Consider the following 16,519-nt stretch of genomic DNA (forward strand, 5'->3'; position numbering starts at 1 on the left):
TCAATCATCCTTTCCGTGCAAATTGGTACGCTTTGCTCATCGCCGCAGATAGCCAGAAATCCGCGAGTCCGTGCGCCGAGAGTTGCGCGCCCTGCGCAACGCCGGCTCATGAGTTCGAGCCACGTGCCGCGAACGCGGCATCCATCTGACGCGCCCGCTTGACCTCGTCGCCGTGCAGGTAGATTGAGGTGGTCGTGATCGAGGCATGGCGCAGGTTGTCGCGCACGGTGGTGAGCTCTGCGCCACGCGCCAGCGCATGTGTGGCATGGGTGTGGCGCATCCAGTGCGGGCTTGCACGGCGCAGCTTTTCCGCGAGCGCCGGGCTGTCCACCTCAATGACCTTGGCCACCTTCTGGAAGAAGCGCCGCATGACGCTCCACAGGCGGGTGGCCGTGATGCCGGCGGCACTGTCAAGCTCCAGGCTGCCGACCAGCGGCGTTCTCGGATCCCACCGGGCCGGCGTGATCGGCAACTGGCGCTGCATGAGGTATCGATCCAGCGCAGTTCGGGCCAGCGGCGGCAGCGCCACCTTGCCAGGCTTGCCGCCTTTGCCCATCAGGCGCAACCAGTGATCGCCGTAGACGTCCGTGTCGATCTGGTCGAGCATCGCGCTCACCAATTCGCCGATGCGCAAGCCGGTCGCGTACGCGAAGTCCAGCACGAAGCGCAGCCGCTGGGCCGCTGCGGGCTCCCAGTCGTGCACCCATTCCAGACCTTCGGCCACCGCCTGGACGATCGCCCACTCCCCTTCGCCGAAGACCCGCGTAAGCGCCAGCGGCTCCGAACGAGACGCGCCTCGCACCTTGATGCCGGCAAAGGGATTGGCCAACGCATAGCGTTGCTGGATCAGCCAACGAAAAAGCGCCCCCACCACCGACAGCGCGTAGGCCACCGAACGCGCCGACAGCGCACCCGTGAAAGGCCGCCATTCGGGCGAGGACCGCGGCGCGGCCGCCCCAACCCAGCGCCCACGCGGTGCCGGGTGGCGCAGGAAGGCTCGATACGCCACTGCATCTTCTGTCGTCAACGAAGACAGCGCCTTACCGCGCTCGACAATCGCCCAGAGGATCAGCCGTTCGGCTTCCTTGCGGTAGGCTCGCTGGGTAGCCACCGACTCGTGCAGCGATAGCCAGGCTTGCACCGCCTCGTAGTCGTTGCCTGCGCCCAGGATGCAAGTCTCTCGCGGCGCGCGAAAGGAGCCGCGCGAGCCGTCGACCTCATGAGGTATGTACAAGCGCTCCCAGGGAACCACGTCTTGCGGTGCGCCGACGGGCACCAGGGCGCGAGCGCTCGCGGTCAATTCGGGGTGCGCCGCGAAAAAGGCTTCGACCTGGCGGGCGCCGGTAGCGCCCAGGCCGGGAATGGTCGACCACCAGCGCCGCCGACGCGGCACGCGCACCGTGAGGTCCGCAAGAGTGCGCAGGCCACGGGCCAGCAAGGGATTGATGATGCGCGCTGGCAGCCAGCGCTCGACAGCATCCGTCACCAGCGGCTGCGGCACAGCCATCCCACGCAGCATCTCGATCGCGTCCATCACCGCGCGGGCGCGTTTCTGCCGCTCGGATGTGGGGTGCATGATCAATTGCGCCAGGTCATCGCGACGGCATCTGCCGGCATGGTCCGCCAGCCGGCGACGGATGTCGCCGAGCACCGCGCGCGACGATCGGCCCGACGCCTTGACCTCCGGCAGGTATTGCGCGACCGCCTCGGTAGTGCTCATGCCTGCGTACCAGGCACGCAATACGGCGAACGCATCGGCACCCGAGAAGACCTCTGGCTGCGCCTTCTTTTGCGCTGCGCTGAGGGCCTGGCTACTTTTCATTTTGGCAGTTTATTCAAATGAGATGAATATTGCGATAAGAAGAGTTATCGTAATAGCAGCAAAATAACTTGGCGCCGCCTGTAGTTCAGCGTCTGCCGTAGAGCGACCCGCCTGCTAGCCAAGGCATCAATCTCGAGGATATGCTCGCATCATGATGTAGCTGGAGACTCCTGCACATAAGGCTATGCCAGCCTGGCCGCGGGAACCTGGGAGCGATCTTTGCGAATTTATTGCGACGAATCTGGCAATACTGGTCTTGATCTTCTGAACGAGGCGCAACCTATTTTTTCCATCGCTTCAACAAATCTTGATGCGGACACCTGTTCGCGACTTGTGCGCCGCCTTCTGCGACAGGGCCAGACTGAAGCGAAATACTCGAAGTTGAAGGGCTCCGCGTCGGGTCAGAGGGCACTGGTGGAATTCTTTTCAGCTCCGGAGCTGACCTCGGACACAGTCAAATTTCTAGCAGCGGACAAAGACTACTACGTCATTACCCATCTGGTTGATAAGTTGATCGAGCCACCGCTCCACGAAGCCGGACACGACCTATACAAAGATGATGCCCACGTTGGGCTGGTCAACCTGTGGTACTTCACGGGCCACACTATCTTCCGCAACGGAGATTGGAGAAAAGTAAAAGCAGCGTTTGTAAGGGCTCTGCGTGAGCGAAATCCTTCGGCGTTTGGGGCGTTCGATGATGTTCTAGGTCGCGCGGCGGTGGACTCTGCGCCGGAGAATCGAGATTTTGTGACAGGCTTGCTGCTCGCACGCGGACGGTTGCCCGAATTCATCGGTGTCCTAGACGCAGATGCTTTTGACCCAGCGAACGACATGTTCATCAACCTGATCAACAAGTGGATGGCGTTGCACCCTGGCCAATTGGAGGTTGTTCATGACCAGTCAAAACCCTTGAAGCGAAACGAGCGATTTCTGCGGTCCATGATGCAACCGGTGTCCGCGCGAATGATCGGCTACGGCAAGCGGAAGGCGGAATTGCCGTTGCGGGTTTCAAAATTTGAGTTTGCCGATTCGAAAGATCACCCGCAACTGCAGCTTGCAGACATCGTGGCTGGCGCTGTGGTCGATTGCCTACTGGCTTGGTCAAACAAGCGACCTGCAAACGACTATCACAAACAGATGCAATCAACGCGGCTTGCGAGTTTGGAAATCGACGGCATGCTGCCTTCAATCGAAAACATCGTAGGAAACAACCCACCTGGTCCAGGAGAGTCAAACCTAGTAGATGGTGCGGTGGCTTTTATGACTGAGATCGGTGCGACCCGCGGCCAGCCAACCTAGGACTTTTGGTCCCGGATCCCCGCGATAGAAACTGTGGCTCAACCCTCCCTTGAGACCACGACGTGGCGACCTAGACTTCAACATCCTTTTCCGTGTGCAATCCGATGCAGAACACCAAGATCAAGCGCGTCTTCTACCTCACAGGTTGCATGCCGGCAATCGCCAGCATCGCTCTCGGCCGCCTGAAAGTTTCAAGGTTTAGCGATCTGAACGATCCATTCGAGTTGATGGGCGTGAACGTTGGTGACAAAGCTGTGAGGAAGGCGTTTAAAGCTACACGCGACAAGCTCAATGAAGAACGGGGAATGATCTGCTTCACTACGAACTGGAAGAACCCGCTGATGTGGGGGCACTATGCTGAGAAGCATGCGGGGATGGCTCTGGGGTTCGACGTGCCTTCCGACATGCTCACGGAAGTGACGTACGCCAAGAAACTGTTCGACTTGAAGCTTGATCCGATGACCAAAAAACCTGGACCAGGCACCGTCGAGAGGCTGATCAGCACGAAGTTCTACGACTGGGGGTACGAGAAAGAGGTGCGGATGTTTGTCGCGCTAGATCTCGACGCAGCAGAGGGTGGAATGCACTTCGTTCCGTTTTCGGATGAGCTGAAACTGCGAGAGATCGTGCTTGGGCCACGTTGCGTATACAAGATCGAAGACCTTCGTGCGCTGGCCGCAAGAGTCTCCGAAAAGCCAATCAATGTCACGAAGGCACGGATTGCCTTCACTCGATTCGAGGTTCTTGAGAACTTGGCAGCGACTCGAGCGGACGGAGATCTCGGGGACTAACCATGGTTACGATGCATCCATGACAGACACGAATGTCTCAGCGCGTGACGATGATGAGGAGGACGAGAATCCTCAGGAAATCGCCGCCGCGCTGATCCAGATGCTTGATGCCGACGTCGAACGCATCATTGCTAGGTACGACAAGCTCTTGGAAACGATGTTCGCGAATGGTGTGACACGTGAGCAGTACCAAGAGTACGACGGTGAGCGCGAATCTTTGAGTCGCGAAATCTTCCGTGCATTCTTCGCGTATGTAGAGGGCACAGTGTTCAGTCTGAAGCAGTACGCGATGATCCAGCTTGGACTACTAGATCAGCCGCTTGAACCTTGCGAGGTCGATGCAGTGCTTGAGTGCACATGGCGTATGAGGGACAACGGTGTCGTGGAGTACAAGCCAGCGAACATCACATTCATGCAGAACCTGTTGTTTATGGTCAGGCTGCAGGAGCGATTACACGGGCTAGAAAAGCAACTGGACAGAAATTCGATCTGGTTCCGCTGCTTAGCGGGCTCCGTCCACGTTCGAGATCGTGTGATGCACCCGAAGCATCCCTCTGACCTCGAAGTAGATGTCGAAGACCTGAAGACCTTGTGGCTGGCTCGCACAGGATTCATCGCGCTGCTCGAAAAATTCATGGGGCCGAGGCCTTGGAAACTACCTGATGTATGGCTTCACCGCCCTGAGCGGATGCCTGAGGACATGCGACTTGATGTGCGGAAGGCGTTGGGTCTTGATCCCGGTGGTACAGATTGGCCGGGTTGGCCGGGGAGGGGAAATTGAAGCTCGGCTTTGGATGCTGCCACCATCGATAGATGTTGGCGAGTCCAACATCGTGAGCTGGTGTGCAGCTTGTCGTGGGCTCCGCGGGTGTGATTTCGCCGTTCAGTAGCGGAACCCGAGCAAGCTGCCACTGGGATCGGTGTCGGTCAGTCTGAGTCGCACTAGCTCCTCGACGTCGAATCCCGGCGTAAAGTCATTCTGGGGAACCATGTCCGTGTTCAGCGCGCATATGTACTGAAATCCGTAGCGTTCTGCCATCTTCGCCGCAAGCTCCAGTGCGTGAGCGCGCTGCCGAGGATCCACGCCATCAAAGATGGTGCTGTCGTGAATAAGGAAGTCGATGCCAAGGCCTCGATCTCGCGCGAACGAAATGAGCATCAGGTCGTAGCAGAAGATTTTCATCTTGCCGATACCTTCGCTCGGACTTCCTGCAATCTCGACATCAAATTTGTAGCCGGTATCGCCGATGTCGATAACCAGGCGCCCCGGCGCCTTGTACAGCTGCTCCGAGAAGTCTGAGAAGAGACTAAGCGGCCGTGACCAAAGGGCGCGCCGCTCCTCGTAATCAATCGCTGCCGCTCGCTTCAGCTCCACCGCCTCAACCTTGATGGTATCGGCGCGAGATGTCATCTGCTTCAACTGGACAATGCGGTTCGCAAGCTCGTCGACCTTGAGTCGCGTGGCGGCATGAAGCGCTTGCAAATGCATCAACTCCTCGAGCGCCCCTTGCCCGGCCAATGCGCTCAGAAGATCACCCCTTAGAAGAGTGAGAACAGCAATATCGGAATTTCGCTCTTCTACCAGCGACTCAAGCGCAGTTACCTCACCAGCTATGAAATCGCGGCGGTTGAGAACAATCGTCTCGTTGAAGGCGCGAGCCTCATGCAGAGTCCTAACGACAAGCCCAGGCAGTGCGATTCCGGCTTCCTTATATAGAGACTCGAGTCGCCCATCCGTTGGCCATCCCTCTTGTGTAATGGCCTCGCGGTAGCGTTCCAATCGCCGTTTGTCGACGATGTTGGCATTGATCAAGCGGTGGATATCTGCAGTGAGCGAGTTGGCCCGAACCTCGATCTCGCGGTACTGAGGCAGGACTTGAAAGTTTGACAGTGAGGCGGCTTCCCGTTCCAACTGGGTTGAAAGGCGCAGGCGTTCAGCCTCAAGTTCGCCAAGGGACGCTAGTTCTCCGTCGATGGCTCCGGTCTTGATTGCTTGAGTAAGCGCATCAAGCGCTTTTTTTTGATCTTTGAGCTTCTGCCAAGTCGCGGCCTTTTCCCAGTCCAAGCCGAGAAGGTACGCATTGTGGACTTGAACGTCCCAGGTCTTCTGGTTGTCGAAATGCTTGAACGGTGAGTTGTAGGCGGCCGGTTGGTTTCGGGTGAAATAGGAGAGCAGCGATCGCGCCGAAGGCCGGTAGCCCCGTTCCAGTCCAGATTCGCTGAGGCCGAACATGGCCCAGCCGAGAACGGTTCGCCAACGCTTGATGTCAAGCGTCGGCGGGCCATCCTTGCTCTGGACTGGCGATATGACCCATCCGTCTGGCGCTCCCTGGATGGCAACGAAACCTGGTGCATCTGTAGTGCGAGTGACTGAAACGGATTGACCCGCAACGTCCAACTCCAGTGTGAATGCCCAGCCCTGCAAAGGCGCGACCCTTAGCCCTTTTCCGGGGGCGGTGTTGCTGCCGAGGCAGAAGTCGATGATGTCTATCAGTGTCGACTTCCCCAATGCGTTCGTCGTGTCTTTGTCGCCAGCAGATGTAGAGCGATCAGCGAGCACCAGGTTAACGCCAGGAGTGAAACTGATTCGGCGAAAACCAGCATGGTTGGCTGTTATCGCGCGAATCATGATGGATTCCGGGTCAACAGCCCGTCTCGCAAGTCGATCGCACCGATCACAAACAACAGATTGGTGGCAAGTACGAATCGTTCGAATGTGCCTACGTTTGGCTCAGACTTCAAGCGGTCCCACAGGCTAGATACCGTCCGCGGCGTATCAAGATGCCCGAGGACGGTTGCACCTACGCCGATCAGCGCTTCATTCTGTGGAATATGCTTTGTCGGCAGGATCATTTTTCGAACACGTCGCAGATCTCGAACAGGTAGACCAATACAGCCAGCCCCGCGGTGCGATCTGCTTGACTCTTGACACCGCGTTGCGCGAACGAGCACATCAACTCAAACAGCTCGTCCCCCTTGTGGCCTCTCTGGCGAAGTGAATAGTATTCTGCGAGAAAACCGGCCTTCAATCGCTCCGGAAAATCTGCATCCAACTGCGCCTCGGCTTCAACATAGGCGGACACCGTCGCTCTCGACATCAGGCCAGCGGCGATGATGTGGCGGGCACCATTGGAAAGCGCATTCTTCTTGATTTTTTCGTCCGGCGAAATGATGTCGAAAGATCCGTGTGCCGCGGGGATTTCAGTGTTCACCCACGAGATCGCTCTCTCCAGCTCCGGGAAGGCGAGATCTGTGAAGGCATCCTCCATCGCTTGACGTACCTTGCCTTCGTGTTCTTGTTTTAGGGCTTGCAATGTGGGAGTAGACCAGTCGGCGGGAACCTTATCGATGACCGTATGGTGATCGGTGCACAGGTAGATGAGGTTGTCCACGCTGTCGCGCTCCTCATCGGTCATCGTTGCGTCATACCGCGCAGCGGTTGGCTTCTCGCCTCGGATGTGAGCTGCTTCACCAACGTAGGTATCCGCTCCCAGCTTTGACTCGTACGTCAGGTGCTTGCCGCATCCCGGAAACGCGCAGACGCCGCCGCTGCGGAAGGCAAGAATGATTTTGGTCGGGTAAGTTGCGCTCACGATGGATAGCTACCGCAGGGCGTGTGGAGTACCTACGTTGATGGCCTCTGATGCCCAAAACCCGAATGTAACGTAACGTTGTCCTACGGCGTCAGGCAAGGCATCGCAGTGATGACTGACAAAGGTTATTGAGATTGAGGGCTTGAGCCATTTTCCGATCCTGCGAGCGCATAGAACCGATGGGCCTTCTGCATCCAAGCGTCACATCCATCCCGAGCTTCAGTGGCAGATCCCTGTCTTCAGGATGGAATCGTCGAGGGCTTAAATCGAGTCTACGGTCCTAATCTCGTGCCAGAAGTTGTTTTCAATCAGAACCGGCTTTACATCGCGCCAAGTTTCCTCCGATACAAGACCTTCAAAGAAGCGCTCGTTCCCTTCCATCACGACACCTCCATAAAAAGTCACTCCAGTAGCTAGTTGCACTTGGATCACTTCTTCGTTGCGAAGCTGAAGTATGAGCATCTTTCTCTTTCACGCGAGTTTCAATTTGGGTTCTCTTTGTCGTTTGGCCAGCGCCTGCCAACAAGTCGCAACTATTCCTAGATAGTTGCATCAATAGGTGGCCTTCACAAGGGCCGCGGCAGCCGCTCGCGGAGACGACAGGCGCCCGCCAGCGACGCCAGTTCGGTATCAATCGAACGGGTGAGCGCATCGATAGGCATTGCGTCACTTGCCGAGGATGAGGCGCCATAGGCTTGACTGAGGCAAACAGACCTCGCACTCTCCGGCGCAAAGTCGCGCAGCAGCCATCGTGTCGTGTGAGCTTGCAATTGGAGTCACAATTTGAGGCCGCCGTTTTCGTCCCAGTCGTCTTCGCAATCTCTCCAGCAAAGCGCGTCCCGGCGCACGGCGCGCAGATCCAGACCGAACTCCGGGTCCGTGAATGCACCGCAGTCGGTATCAAAAACCCAAGTGCTTCGCACAGGAGCTGCCGTGGACATAGCCTCCCAGATTGTGATGCAACGCGCCAGCTTCATGGCACCGTGCGAACACATGAAGTCCGGCAGCACCACATGCACCTGCACGCGCTCCCAGTCTGGATTGGTCGCGATGCCGAGCAAGCCGCGCGTGCTGGACGATATGTAGCGGCTCCATCGGGGTGCGTCGCCCCCGGGCTTGAGTTCGCGCATGGGGAGCACCCGGGCGATCCACAGCGGGCGCTCGAACACCTGTTCGACCACGTGGTACTGCCGAAATTGCGGCGCGCGGGCGCGCAACACAGAATCCCTCAATTCGAAGCTGTCTTCGACACGAAGCATTGTCGCAATCTCCAAACCTGTTTGTGTCCTATCTGACGTAGTCCGATCGTATACTTTGCGAAACGATTTGGGGGTATGCCGACCCCATCCCCTTCCTACGCTGGCGACCCCGTGCTCGTCGCACTGGGGGCAGCCATCCGCAGGGCTCGCAAGGCCCGCGGACTGTCTCAGGAAGGATTGGCGGAAGACAGCAGCGTCGAGCGTGCGTACATGAGCTCCATTGAGCGCGGCCTTCAGAACCCCAGCGTGATGAAGCTTGTGCAGGTTGCCAATGCGCTGGGCCTGCCCCTTGCTGACCTGATCGCTGACGCAGGAATCTAGGCCACCGCATTTGCCTGCGGCCAAGCCCAAGGGGCAGGGGGAAACCGGTTGAAAGTCATCTTCGTTCGCCATGGCGAGAGCACGGGAAACGCCGGCGTTGCGGCCGAGGACCATTCGACGATGGCGCTGACAGCGCTGGGGCGCGCGCAAGCCGCCGGCATCGCGGCCCGCTGGCACGCTCGCCCAGACCTGATCGTGACTTCGAGCTTCCTGCGCACACGCTTGACGGCCGAACCGACGATCGCGCGCTTTGCGGACGTGCCGGTGCACGTCCTGCCCATGGAAGAGTTCACTTATCTGGAACCCTCGCGATGGAATGGCACGCTGCGCAGCGAGCGCGTGCCGCAGATCGAGGCCTTTTGGAAGACGGCCGATCCGACGTATCGCGACGGGCCTGGGGCCGAGAGCTTTGAGAGCTTGCTCGGCCGTGTCGATCAGACGATGAAATTGCTCCGGGCATCGGCGCCCCAGTCGCTGGTGTACGCCTTCAGCCACGGCCAGTTCATGCAGGCGGCGCGTATGTTGTTGTCGTATCCGCAATGGACGGCCAAGCAGATCATGGAAAACTTCTGGTCCTTCAATGCGCGCAACCCGATTGGGAATGGCGAGATACTCGAAATGACAGGGGAATGCGGGGTCTGGCGCACGCTGACCTCCTGAAGTGGATATGTCGCGCCGAGGAGCCGGAACAGACCACCAGGGTAGAGCCGTCGATCAAGCTTGGAAGCCTCGCGCCAGGCCTCTTCCCAGTCCGCATTGCAACGGCCGCTCGTCGCATTCGAGAAATGAAGTCAGCACCCCGCGCGGCATCGATCAGATTCAGAAAACATACTTGCAGTTTTGAAGTCTCAAAATGCCCAATTTTGTCGATTCAAAATGAGGCATAACGCTTCCTAAGTCATTGAAAACAAATGACTTTTTGCGATTTTTTTGTTGCGGATCACGGTCTGACAGATTACTCTGCGCGTGCATAACTTGAGCTCAACCTCGCACAGTCATGAGTCCGTTTTCCTCTCACCTCCAAGCGCTGAGAACGCGCCGCCAGATGAAACAGAGCGAGTTGGCCGGCCTGATCGGCTGCGACCAGAGCTACATCTCGGCCCTGGAAAACGGACACAAGGGCCCGCCACCGTCCATCTTCATCGAACGACTGGTGAGCACGCTCCGGTTGTCACAGGCGGAACAAGCGCAGCTTCATTGGGCCTTCAAGGCCTCAGGCCGAAAGCTGGAGATCGCGGCAGACGCGCCGCAGGACCTGTTCATTCTGGTCGACACGCTACGCGACAAGCTCCCCCGCCTTGGCCCTGCTGCCGTGCAGGCGCTCCTCATCGCGCTGAACAAGAGCGATCAGCTGCCCGAGAAATCCGACAGGCCCGCCCGGCGGCTGCGCCGCCGCCAATCCGAGGAGGCGACCATGCAATAAAAAACGGACCAAGCCTTTCGGCCTGATCCGCTTTCTAGGGAACGCATCGCACAGAGACACGCACCGGTTCGCACCCGCAGTATCTGGCAGTGCCCCTTCCAGCGTCAAGTCGAAGACATCCCCTCTGACTACCTGTTTTTGACCGGTCCCTGACCGGCTTGGGCGCAGCCATGCCCAAAAACAGACCTATCGACAACGCCATTGGTACGCAGGGCTTTGCAGGCCCTGCGCACCCAGGAGCACCCATGCCCGGTACCCCAGCGAGCGGCCAGCACGCGGCCCACGCTTTCTCAGTCAGCATGCCCACCCGAAGCGGGCGGATCAGCCCGTCCGGCGGCATCGTGCGCGGCAAGTTTCCAAGCCGCAAGAACGCACGGATGGTCCATCACAGAGGCCTGCTCGAGCTCGATGCGATCTACCTGTTCGAAACATCGCCGCTCATTGCCAGTTACCAGGAACAACCCCGCACCCTGAATTACCCGCACGGCGCGCGCCTGCGGCGCTACACGCCGGCCTTCGAGCTGCTTTTGCGCAGCGGAGAAAAGATTCTGGTGGAGGTCATGCACGCCGATGGCCTCAAGGAGGCACCAAGGCGTGAGCGCCTCGACCACATCGAATCGCACCTGCGTCGCTCAGGCATTGGATTTTCCGTGCTGACGGACGAGGTTGTGCGTCTGGAGCCTCGGCTCTCCACGTTGAAGGGGATTTACAGCCTGGCACTGCAGCACAAGGCGTTCGATCCCCAAACACACCGCAGGCCGCCCAGTGCCGCGGCCGCTGCGGTGGCCAGCCGCTTCAGGACCTCGAGGTTGACGCAGGTTCTCGGAGCCCGGCGCAGCTGCGCATTGCGCAGGTTTGCGCAGCTGCGGTGCAGCTGCGTCGTTCAAAGCCAGTCATGCACGGCAAGCCGTCAAGCGATGCGTCGTATCTTGTCGAAGACATCATGGATGCGCTGGTGTTCGGCCATGCGATGCGCGAAGAACTGCGCCGCCTTACCCCGAAACCGCGCATCGGCAATTTCTTCAAGAGCCGTTGGCGGGTCGAGCGCGGCAAGGCGGCGCGGGAAGCGCCGGGCTGGTGGGAGGCACGGTGGCTGACGTACGACGACGAGCAGCGCGACCGCTTGACCAGGCGACTACTGCTGTGGAACTTCCGCTACCGCGCAGGTTGGCTGGTCTTCGGCTTGAAGGACGAGGGTCTTGCACGTGTGCAAGACGCGCTGGCAGCGGCGCCGATGTCAGCATGCCTGAACCTCTTGCGCGAGAGCATCGCGCGCACGCTGCTCGCATGCGAATCACCGGTGCGCCCCGGCCAGGCGCTTTACTTCAATCCCCGATTGATGCACGCCGACGGCGCGCATGCGCGCGAAAACCTGAGCCGCGCGTGGTCGGCGATAGCTGAGGAAGTTGCCCAGTCGCTCCCCGTGTCGCAGCCAAGCAGCCTGGTCGAATTCATGCGCATGCTCCATGCGCCGCATCTGCACCGCGGGACTTTTCGCAGGCTGGTCAGGGAGCTTCCTTTGCCAGACGGGCTACGACCTAAACATATGTGCGAACTTCTCGACTATCACGGGGTACCGCGTTGGACTTCCTCCACCTTCGAGACAACGTGCCAGCGTCCGGACTGCAGCGCGGCCTATTGCTGGTTCGACCACTACGTCACCGAGGCGAATCAGAATACGCCTACCTCGTACGTGTATCGGCAGCCAACGCGCTAGCGCCTCCACGGCGCCTCTGGCGCGCGCTGCGCGCGGCCGGCGACGGCTCGGGCACAGACGTGCATGCGTTGCAAATGCGATTGGACGTCGATCAAGCCTCGGCCTCCCACAACAGCAGTTCGACTCTCTCGAATACTCTGGGCTCCAGCGACGTGCCAGCCTGCTGGCTTGCGAAGAACCGGCTCTACGGGCTGAGTCGAGAAGATTTCTTGCAAGTCAGGATGCGCTGGTGCCCCGCGTGCCTGAGGGAGCAGGGCTACATCCGGGGTGAATGGCGGCTCAAGCTGTGCTGTGTCTGTCCCCAGCATTCCTGCTTCTTGAGAGACCGCTGCCAAGCCTGCGGTGCTCCACAGCGCATGGAGCGTGAGGACATCCTGCGCTGCCGCTGCGGTGCGCAACTGGATGCGGGCGAGCAACCGGTCGCAGCTGCCGGCCTGGTCGACCTAACAGCATTCATGATGGCGTCGGTTTTTGAGCTGGACCTTGCATCCGATGGTGGCGCGGGTGGTCCGACAGGCAATGCATCGCGCCCGTCCTTCGGGACGGCGGCGCAATGGTTCAAGCTCGTGCGTTACCTCGGCGCGTTCGCCAGCTCGGCGCGACCGGCCAGGGCGGGCCAGGCAGCGCGCCTGGATGACCTGGCCGTGGCGACGAAATACGCGCAAGCAGCAGCACGGATCCTGGATGACTGGCCCCTCGGGCTGTACGCGCTGCTGCGCGACGCCGCGGCCATGCAAGACAACACCGCCAGTCTTTCACGTGCATTCGGTCCGATCTACGCGGTGCTGTACCGTCGGCTGCCATCGCCGTGTTTCCAGTTCCTGCGTGATGCGTTCGAGACATACCTCCACGACCACTGGCGGGGACTGCTGTGCAAACGAAATCGCTCGCTCCAGCAATCCACGATCCAGTCTCACCCGCGCACGAGCGTGGGCAAAGCCGCTGTGCTGTCGCAAACCGACGTGGCGACGACGAAGCACTTCGTGCAGCAGGGCCTGGTCGTCGCGCATGAAACCCTGTCCCCGAAAGGTCGGCGATTCCGCACCATTCATATCGAGATGATCGGGCCACTCGCATCTCACGCGGCAGCCCTAGTCTGCTTGGACGAGGCGACGCGGATACTCGCATTGCCAGCCGAGCGGGTACGACAGCTTCTCGAGGACGAGCAGCACCGTCATGCACCCTCTGAACACGATCGACGTGCGCACGGAACGCCTCACCAAGACTCAGCACGAGGGCGAGCGGGCGCTGCGCCTTCCCATCAGGCGGGCATGCGGTGGAAAATTACGCGAGCCACGCTGGCGGCGTGGCGGCCTGCGCACCAACAAATGCACGCAGGCATCCCGGACCCGACACAGGCGGCGTCTTTGCGCAAGGCCGCGCGCGACTGGCACCTGAGCGCGTTCGAGTTCTGCACGCTGGTGCAGGCCGTTTGCCGGGGTGAACTTGTCGCAAGTCATATTGAAGCCGGCGCTTCGGCGCTGGGGGTCCTGATGCTCGATGTGAACGCCGTAAGGGCGTTCGTCACGGCCATGAGGCGGCCCGCTCTGCAGACGATGTCGGTGGACGAAGCGGCACGCATGCTCGGGCTCAAGCAACAGGTGGTCTATGGGCTGGTGCGCACAGGCCTCCTGCAATCACACGTTGATTCTGTAGATCGCCGGTGCAAAGCAGCGAAAGAAGGTTCTAGAAAAACGCGCAGCGCCCGGCGCGTCCACGCGGATGACATCGCGCGGTTTCGCAGCACGTACGTCGCGCTGGCCGAGATCGCCCGCGGCTGCAAGCAAGGCCCACGCGCCTGGATGCGGGACTGCACGCTTGTGCCCGTTTGCGGACCGACCCTGAACGGGGTCCGGCAATACTTTTACAGGCGCTGCGAGATCGATGCCTGGCGCGCAGCGAGCGTGGTGTCGCGCACCTGCTTGATCGATGCCGCGCCGTTGGCTTCGCCTTGAAATCAACCCCACCACGAGAGCGATCTTCCGAGTCCGTACGTCAGACCTGCCAGCAACGCCAGTGCGAAGAATCTCCCCAGGAAAGGCTCGATCCGCGTTTGATAGAAGACCTTCCAGGCCCAGAGAAACGGGTGGCGGCGTTGCGCCTGACGTTCAGCTTCAGAAGCTTGCGCATGGTTGTTCAGCCGGTCGTTGCGCTGCCGCTCAATGTTCCATGCCGCTTGCTGTTGCGCCGCAAACTTCAGCAGCGGGATGACTGCAATGTTGGCCGTCCAGGTTCTGCACGGGGTGAGTTCGCTTGCCTTCATCGGGAGGGAGTGGCCGCCACGCTCGTCGGCGTCGTCAAAATGAAGCGTCAGTCCGAACTTCCTCCAGAACGCATTGCGGGTTTGCCGGTCATCGTCGTCCACAGCCTGACCCGGCACGAGCGCAATATGCTGCACTTTGGCGTCGGGCCAATGTTTGGCCCAGACAACAATTTCGTTCATCAGGTAGGTGCCGATGCGCACCCCTCGGGGGATGCCGCCCTGCATGGTCAGAAAGACGGCCCCGGTCGTGCCGTCGACTTTGTCCTTGGCCAGACTAACGGTGTTCAGGCGACGGGAGTATCCGGCACTCATCGAGCCCTTGGCTTCACTGCGAGAGTCCGCCTCCCATCCCCCGATGCGGGCATACCGCAGCTCGATACGGGCTTGTTCAACCTCGCCGTTTTCCGCCCGCGTGAAGCTGAGGCGCCGCTCGACCAGGATGAAATGCAAGGGTTCTCGCTGCGCGGGCGGTGTCGGACCGGGCGCATCCGTGGAAGGCGCTCTGGCGCTGACTGCCAAGACGACGATGGCCGGTGTACCCAGGTATGGCGCATCCCAGGAGGCGTAGTGCGCGTGCTGTTCCTCTGAGCCCTTGATCAAGACCTTGGCCAAAGTCAGATCGGAGGCTATGTCGGGCGTGCTATTTGCTGCTTGCATATGTCGGGCGTGTACCCAATGAAGTGTGTCACCGGCACGCAGACGACCGAATGCGAAGTCGTGCGGCAAGGCGAAAAACGCTTGACGATTCAATTTGATTCACCTAGATTCGCATGAATCAAAATGAATCGCTCATATGGCAACCCGCTTTGTTCCCTCCCTGCAAGAAATTCTCTACCGGTTGGTAGGCGCGGCGACGGACGCTTCGCTGAAGCAGCCGGCATCCGCAAACCCTGGTCGTTTTCCTGTCGTCGTTCGTCCGGAGACGCGGGCGTTCCTAGAGGCGCAAGCCGCATACCTGGGTGGCTCCATTGCCGGGGTGGCTGGGGCCATTCTTGATGGCGTTGCCATGGCCACGCAGGGGCGCGACAGCGGGGCCGCGGCGCTGCGAGGGGTCGCAGAGCGCTTCGGCATCCTGATCAAAGAGCACGACCTGTCTTTCCCTGCGGCGGTGGAAGCGCTATCCGATCTCGGCATTACGCTCGCGGATCTGGCTTCGGTGGAGTCGCTGCAGCTCAAGCTATCGTCTCCTGTGCTGCGCAGCGTTGCAGAGCGCTTCTATGTCGAATATGACTGGCTGGCTGGCAAGGGAGATCAGGTCTTCCGACCCACGCCGCATTGTTGGTACAAGTCGATGGAGGTTGCAGCAGAGAAGCTGGTCGAGGCCAAGCATTCCTGCACCGAGACAGAGTTGACGTTGTTCATCAAGCAAGGCGCCGATCTTGAAATGGTCGACGACAGTCACGACTGGAGCCGGCAACCGCACTTTCTACCGATGCTGACTCGCAGCAAGGCGCTGCCAGGTGGAGAAACCCTCCAGACATTCGAAGCCTGGGACGAGGGGCGCTGGTCATACCAGCCGTGCCGAGAGCACATCAAGCTCGTAGTCTATTTTGCGTACCACCTCGGCATCTACGTCAACGGCAGGCACCTTGCGCCCGCAGACTATGACCTTCTGATCAACGGTGAGGCCTTGCCCGCCACAGTCATTGGGCGCAATCCGCGCCACATCTCGTGGCACCCGGACGACTATGTGATTCCGGAGTCTGCCGTTGCTAAGGAGACCAAGGAATGGGCCCGCATTGTTGCAACGCAAGAGTATTCAAAGACCTTCCAGTACTTCAGAGAGCTTCTGCATCGCGAAGGAGTCGAGTCATGAAAATCTTTTTGGAGGCCGACTTCACAAAGGGGAGTGGTGCCTTTAGATGGGAAGGGGTGACCACCCGTCGACTCAGGCGACTGATGGGGTCAGCCATCGTCATCGTGGGTGCCATCACGCTCTTCGCTTTTCCGCGCTTTTAGAGGGTGCGCATCGACGCCGCATTTGCAGGCGTCGATGCTCAGAAATTGAGCACAAAAGAATGCGAAAAATTC

16 protein-coding genes are annotated in these 16,519 nt (G+C 59.7%); 9 read left to right on the plus strand and 7 right to left on the minus strand.

Features of this window, described 5'->3' with window-relative positions; genetic code table 11:
• Positions 1 to 106: 106 nt before the first annotated feature.
• Entirely contained in the window at positions 107 to 1,822 is a 1,716-nt protein-coding gene (locus EJO71_RS20285; protein ID WP_125950236.1) for a phage integrase family protein, read from the minus strand.
• 219 nt (positions 1,823 to 2,041) lie between these two features.
• Between EJO71_RS20285 and EJO71_RS20290 the strand changes: the two genes are divergently transcribed.
• From EJO71_RS20290 to EJO71_RS20300, 3 genes are all read left to right on the plus strand, one after another.
• On the plus strand, positions 2,042 to 3,121 hold the full coding sequence (locus EJO71_RS20290; RefSeq protein ID WP_125950235.1) for a DUF3800 domain-containing protein: 1,080 nt from the start codon (positions 2,042 to 2,044) through the stop codon (positions 3,119 to 3,121).
• Positions 3,122 to 3,225: 104 nt separating this feature from the next.
• The gene (locus EJO71_RS20295) at positions 3,226 to 3,912 is read left to right on the plus strand and encodes a DUF2971 domain-containing protein (RefSeq protein WP_125950234.1); all 687 of its coding nucleotides are present in this window, start codon (positions 3,226 to 3,228) and stop codon (positions 3,910 to 3,912) included.
• A 19-nt stretch (positions 3,913 to 3,931) separates the two neighbouring features.
• The gene (locus tag EJO71_RS20300) at positions 3,932 to 4,693 is read left to right on the plus strand and encodes a hypothetical protein (protein ID WP_125950233.1); all 762 of its coding nucleotides are present in this window, start codon (positions 3,932 to 3,934) and stop codon (positions 4,691 to 4,693) included.
• A gap of 102 nt (positions 4,694 to 4,795) precedes the next feature.
• On the opposite strand, the gene EJO71_RS20305 is transcribed toward EJO71_RS20300, so the two are convergent.
• From EJO71_RS20305 to EJO71_RS20320, 4 genes are all read right to left on the minus strand, one after another.
• Positions 4,796 to 6,541 (minus strand): DUF2326 domain-containing protein, encoded by a 1,746-nt coding sequence (locus tag EJO71_RS20305; protein WP_125950232.1) that lies wholly within the window; start codon positions 6,539 to 6,541, stop codon positions 4,796 to 4,798.
• On the minus strand, positions 6,538 to 6,765 hold the full coding sequence (locus EJO71_RS20310; RefSeq protein ID WP_125950231.1) for an ABC-three component system middle component 6: 228 nt from the start codon (positions 6,763 to 6,765) through the stop codon (positions 6,538 to 6,540). The genes EJO71_RS20305 and EJO71_RS20310 overlap by 4 nt, the downstream gene beginning before the upstream one ends.
• Positions 6,762 to 7,505 carry an HNH endonuclease gene (locus EJO71_RS20315; protein ID WP_125950230.1) on the minus strand — a complete coding sequence of 248 codons (744 nt, stop codon included), beginning with the start codon at positions 7,503 to 7,505 and terminating at the stop codon, positions 6,762 to 6,764. The genes EJO71_RS20310 and EJO71_RS20315 overlap by 4 nt, the downstream gene beginning before the upstream one ends.
• A 776-nt stretch (positions 7,506 to 8,281) precedes the next feature.
• Positions 8,282 to 8,764 carry a hypothetical protein gene (locus tag EJO71_RS20320; RefSeq protein WP_125950229.1) on the minus strand — a complete coding sequence of 161 codons (483 nt, stop codon included), beginning with the start codon at positions 8,762 to 8,764 and terminating at the stop codon, positions 8,282 to 8,284.
• 111 nt (positions 8,765 to 8,875) lie between these two features.
• Here EJO71_RS20320 and EJO71_RS20325 point away from each other — a divergent pair, with 111 nt between their 5' ends.
• The 3 genes from EJO71_RS20325 to EJO71_RS20335 all read left to right on the plus strand — a co-directional run bounded on the left by EJO71_RS20325 (position 8,876) and on the right by EJO71_RS20335 (position 10,508).
• Positions 8,876 to 9,085 (plus strand): helix-turn-helix transcriptional regulator, encoded by a 210-nt coding sequence (locus tag EJO71_RS20325; protein WP_346428059.1) that lies wholly within the window; start codon positions 8,876 to 8,878, stop codon positions 9,083 to 9,085.
• A gap of 48 nt (positions 9,086 to 9,133) precedes the next feature.
• Positions 9,134 to 9,745: a histidine phosphatase family protein gene (locus EJO71_RS20330; RefSeq protein WP_125950227.1), complete on the plus strand. Its 612-nt coding sequence runs from the start codon at positions 9,134 to 9,136 to the stop codon at positions 9,743 to 9,745.
• 337 nt (positions 9,746 to 10,082) lie between these two features.
• Positions 10,083 to 10,508 carry a helix-turn-helix transcriptional regulator gene (locus EJO71_RS20335; RefSeq protein ID WP_125950226.1) on the plus strand — a complete coding sequence of 142 codons (426 nt, stop codon included), beginning with the start codon at positions 10,083 to 10,085 and terminating at the stop codon, positions 10,506 to 10,508.
• A gap of 290 nt (positions 10,509 to 10,798) precedes the next feature.
• Here EJO71_RS20335 and EJO71_RS20340 read toward each other — a convergent pair whose 3' ends face one another.
• Positions 10,799 to 11,131 (minus strand): hypothetical protein, encoded by a 333-nt coding sequence (locus EJO71_RS20340; protein ID WP_125950225.1) that lies wholly within the window; start codon positions 11,129 to 11,131, stop codon positions 10,799 to 10,801.
• Positions 11,132 to 11,403: 272 nt separating this feature from the next.
• Here EJO71_RS20340 and EJO71_RS34395 point away from each other — a divergent pair, with 272 nt between their 5' ends.
• Together EJO71_RS34395 and EJO71_RS20345 are read left to right on the plus strand one after the other, a co-directional pair.
• Positions 11,404 to 12,225, plus strand: coding sequence for a hypothetical protein (locus EJO71_RS34395; RefSeq protein WP_164546859.1), 822 nt, complete (start codon positions 11,404 to 11,406; stop codon positions 12,223 to 12,225).
• Between the two features lie 356 nt (positions 12,226 to 12,581).
• Positions 12,582 to 14,180 (plus strand): helix-turn-helix domain-containing protein, encoded by a 1,599-nt coding sequence (locus EJO71_RS20345; protein WP_240651452.1) that lies wholly within the window; start codon positions 12,582 to 12,584, stop codon positions 14,178 to 14,180.
• 2 nt (positions 14,181 to 14,182) lie between these two features.
• Here the strand turns inward: EJO71_RS20345 and EJO71_RS20350 are convergent, their stop codons facing one another.
• The gene (locus tag EJO71_RS20350; protein WP_164546857.1) at positions 14,183 to 15,214 is read right to left on the minus strand and encodes a hypothetical protein; all 1,032 of its coding nucleotides are present in this window, start codon (positions 15,212 to 15,214) and stop codon (positions 14,183 to 14,185) included.
• 67 nt (positions 15,215 to 15,281) lie between these two features.
• Here EJO71_RS20350 and EJO71_RS20355 point away from each other — a divergent pair, with 67 nt between their 5' ends.
• Positions 15,282 to 16,304, plus strand: coding sequence for a hypothetical protein (locus tag EJO71_RS20355; protein ID WP_125950222.1), 1,023 nt, complete (start codon positions 15,282 to 15,284; stop codon positions 16,302 to 16,304).
• Positions 16,305 to 16,519: the final 215 nt, after the last annotated feature.

Origin of the sequence: Variovorax sp. 679 (assembly GCF_003952185.1) — a bacterium.
GTDB lineage: Bacteria > Pseudomonadota > Gammaproteobacteria > Burkholderiales > Burkholderiaceae_C > Variovorax.

Bases quoted from the DNA above. Each gene is read 5' to 3' on its own strand.
- EJO71_RS20305 (WP_125950232.1), bottom strand. From the start codon at position 6,541: ATGATTCGCGCGATAACAGCCAACCATGCTGGTTTTCGCCGAATCAGT.
- EJO71_RS34395 (WP_164546859.1), top strand. From the start codon at position 11,404: ATGCACGGCAAGCCGTCAAGCGATGCGTCGTATCTTGTCGAAGACATC.
- EJO71_RS20310 (WP_125950231.1), bottom strand. From the start codon at position 6,765: ATGATCCTGCCGACAAAGCATATTCCACAGAATGAAGCGCTGATCGGC.
- EJO71_RS20320 (WP_125950229.1), bottom strand. From the start codon at position 8,764: ATGCTTCGTGTCGAAGACAGCTTCGAATTGAGGGATTCTGTGTTGCGC.
- EJO71_RS20355 (WP_125950222.1), top strand. From the start codon at position 15,282: ATGGCAACCCGCTTTGTTCCCTCCCTGCAAGAAATTCTCTACCGGTTG.
- EJO71_RS20295 (WP_125950234.1), top strand. From the start codon at position 3,226: ATGCAGAACACCAAGATCAAGCGCGTCTTCTACCTCACAGGTTGCATG.
- EJO71_RS20335 (WP_125950226.1), top strand. From the start codon at position 10,083: ATGAGTCCGTTTTCCTCTCACCTCCAAGCGCTGAGAACGCGCCGCCAG.
- EJO71_RS20345 (WP_240651452.1), top strand. From the start codon at position 12,582: ATGGAGCGTGAGGACATCCTGCGCTGCCGCTGCGGTGCGCAACTGGAT.
- EJO71_RS20300 (WP_125950233.1), top strand. From the start codon at position 3,932: ATGACAGACACGAATGTCTCAGCGCGTGACGATGATGAGGAGGACGAG.
- EJO71_RS20285 (WP_125950236.1), bottom strand. From the start codon at position 1,822: ATGAAAAGTAGCCAGGCCCTCAGCGCAGCGCAAAAGAAGGCGCAGCCA.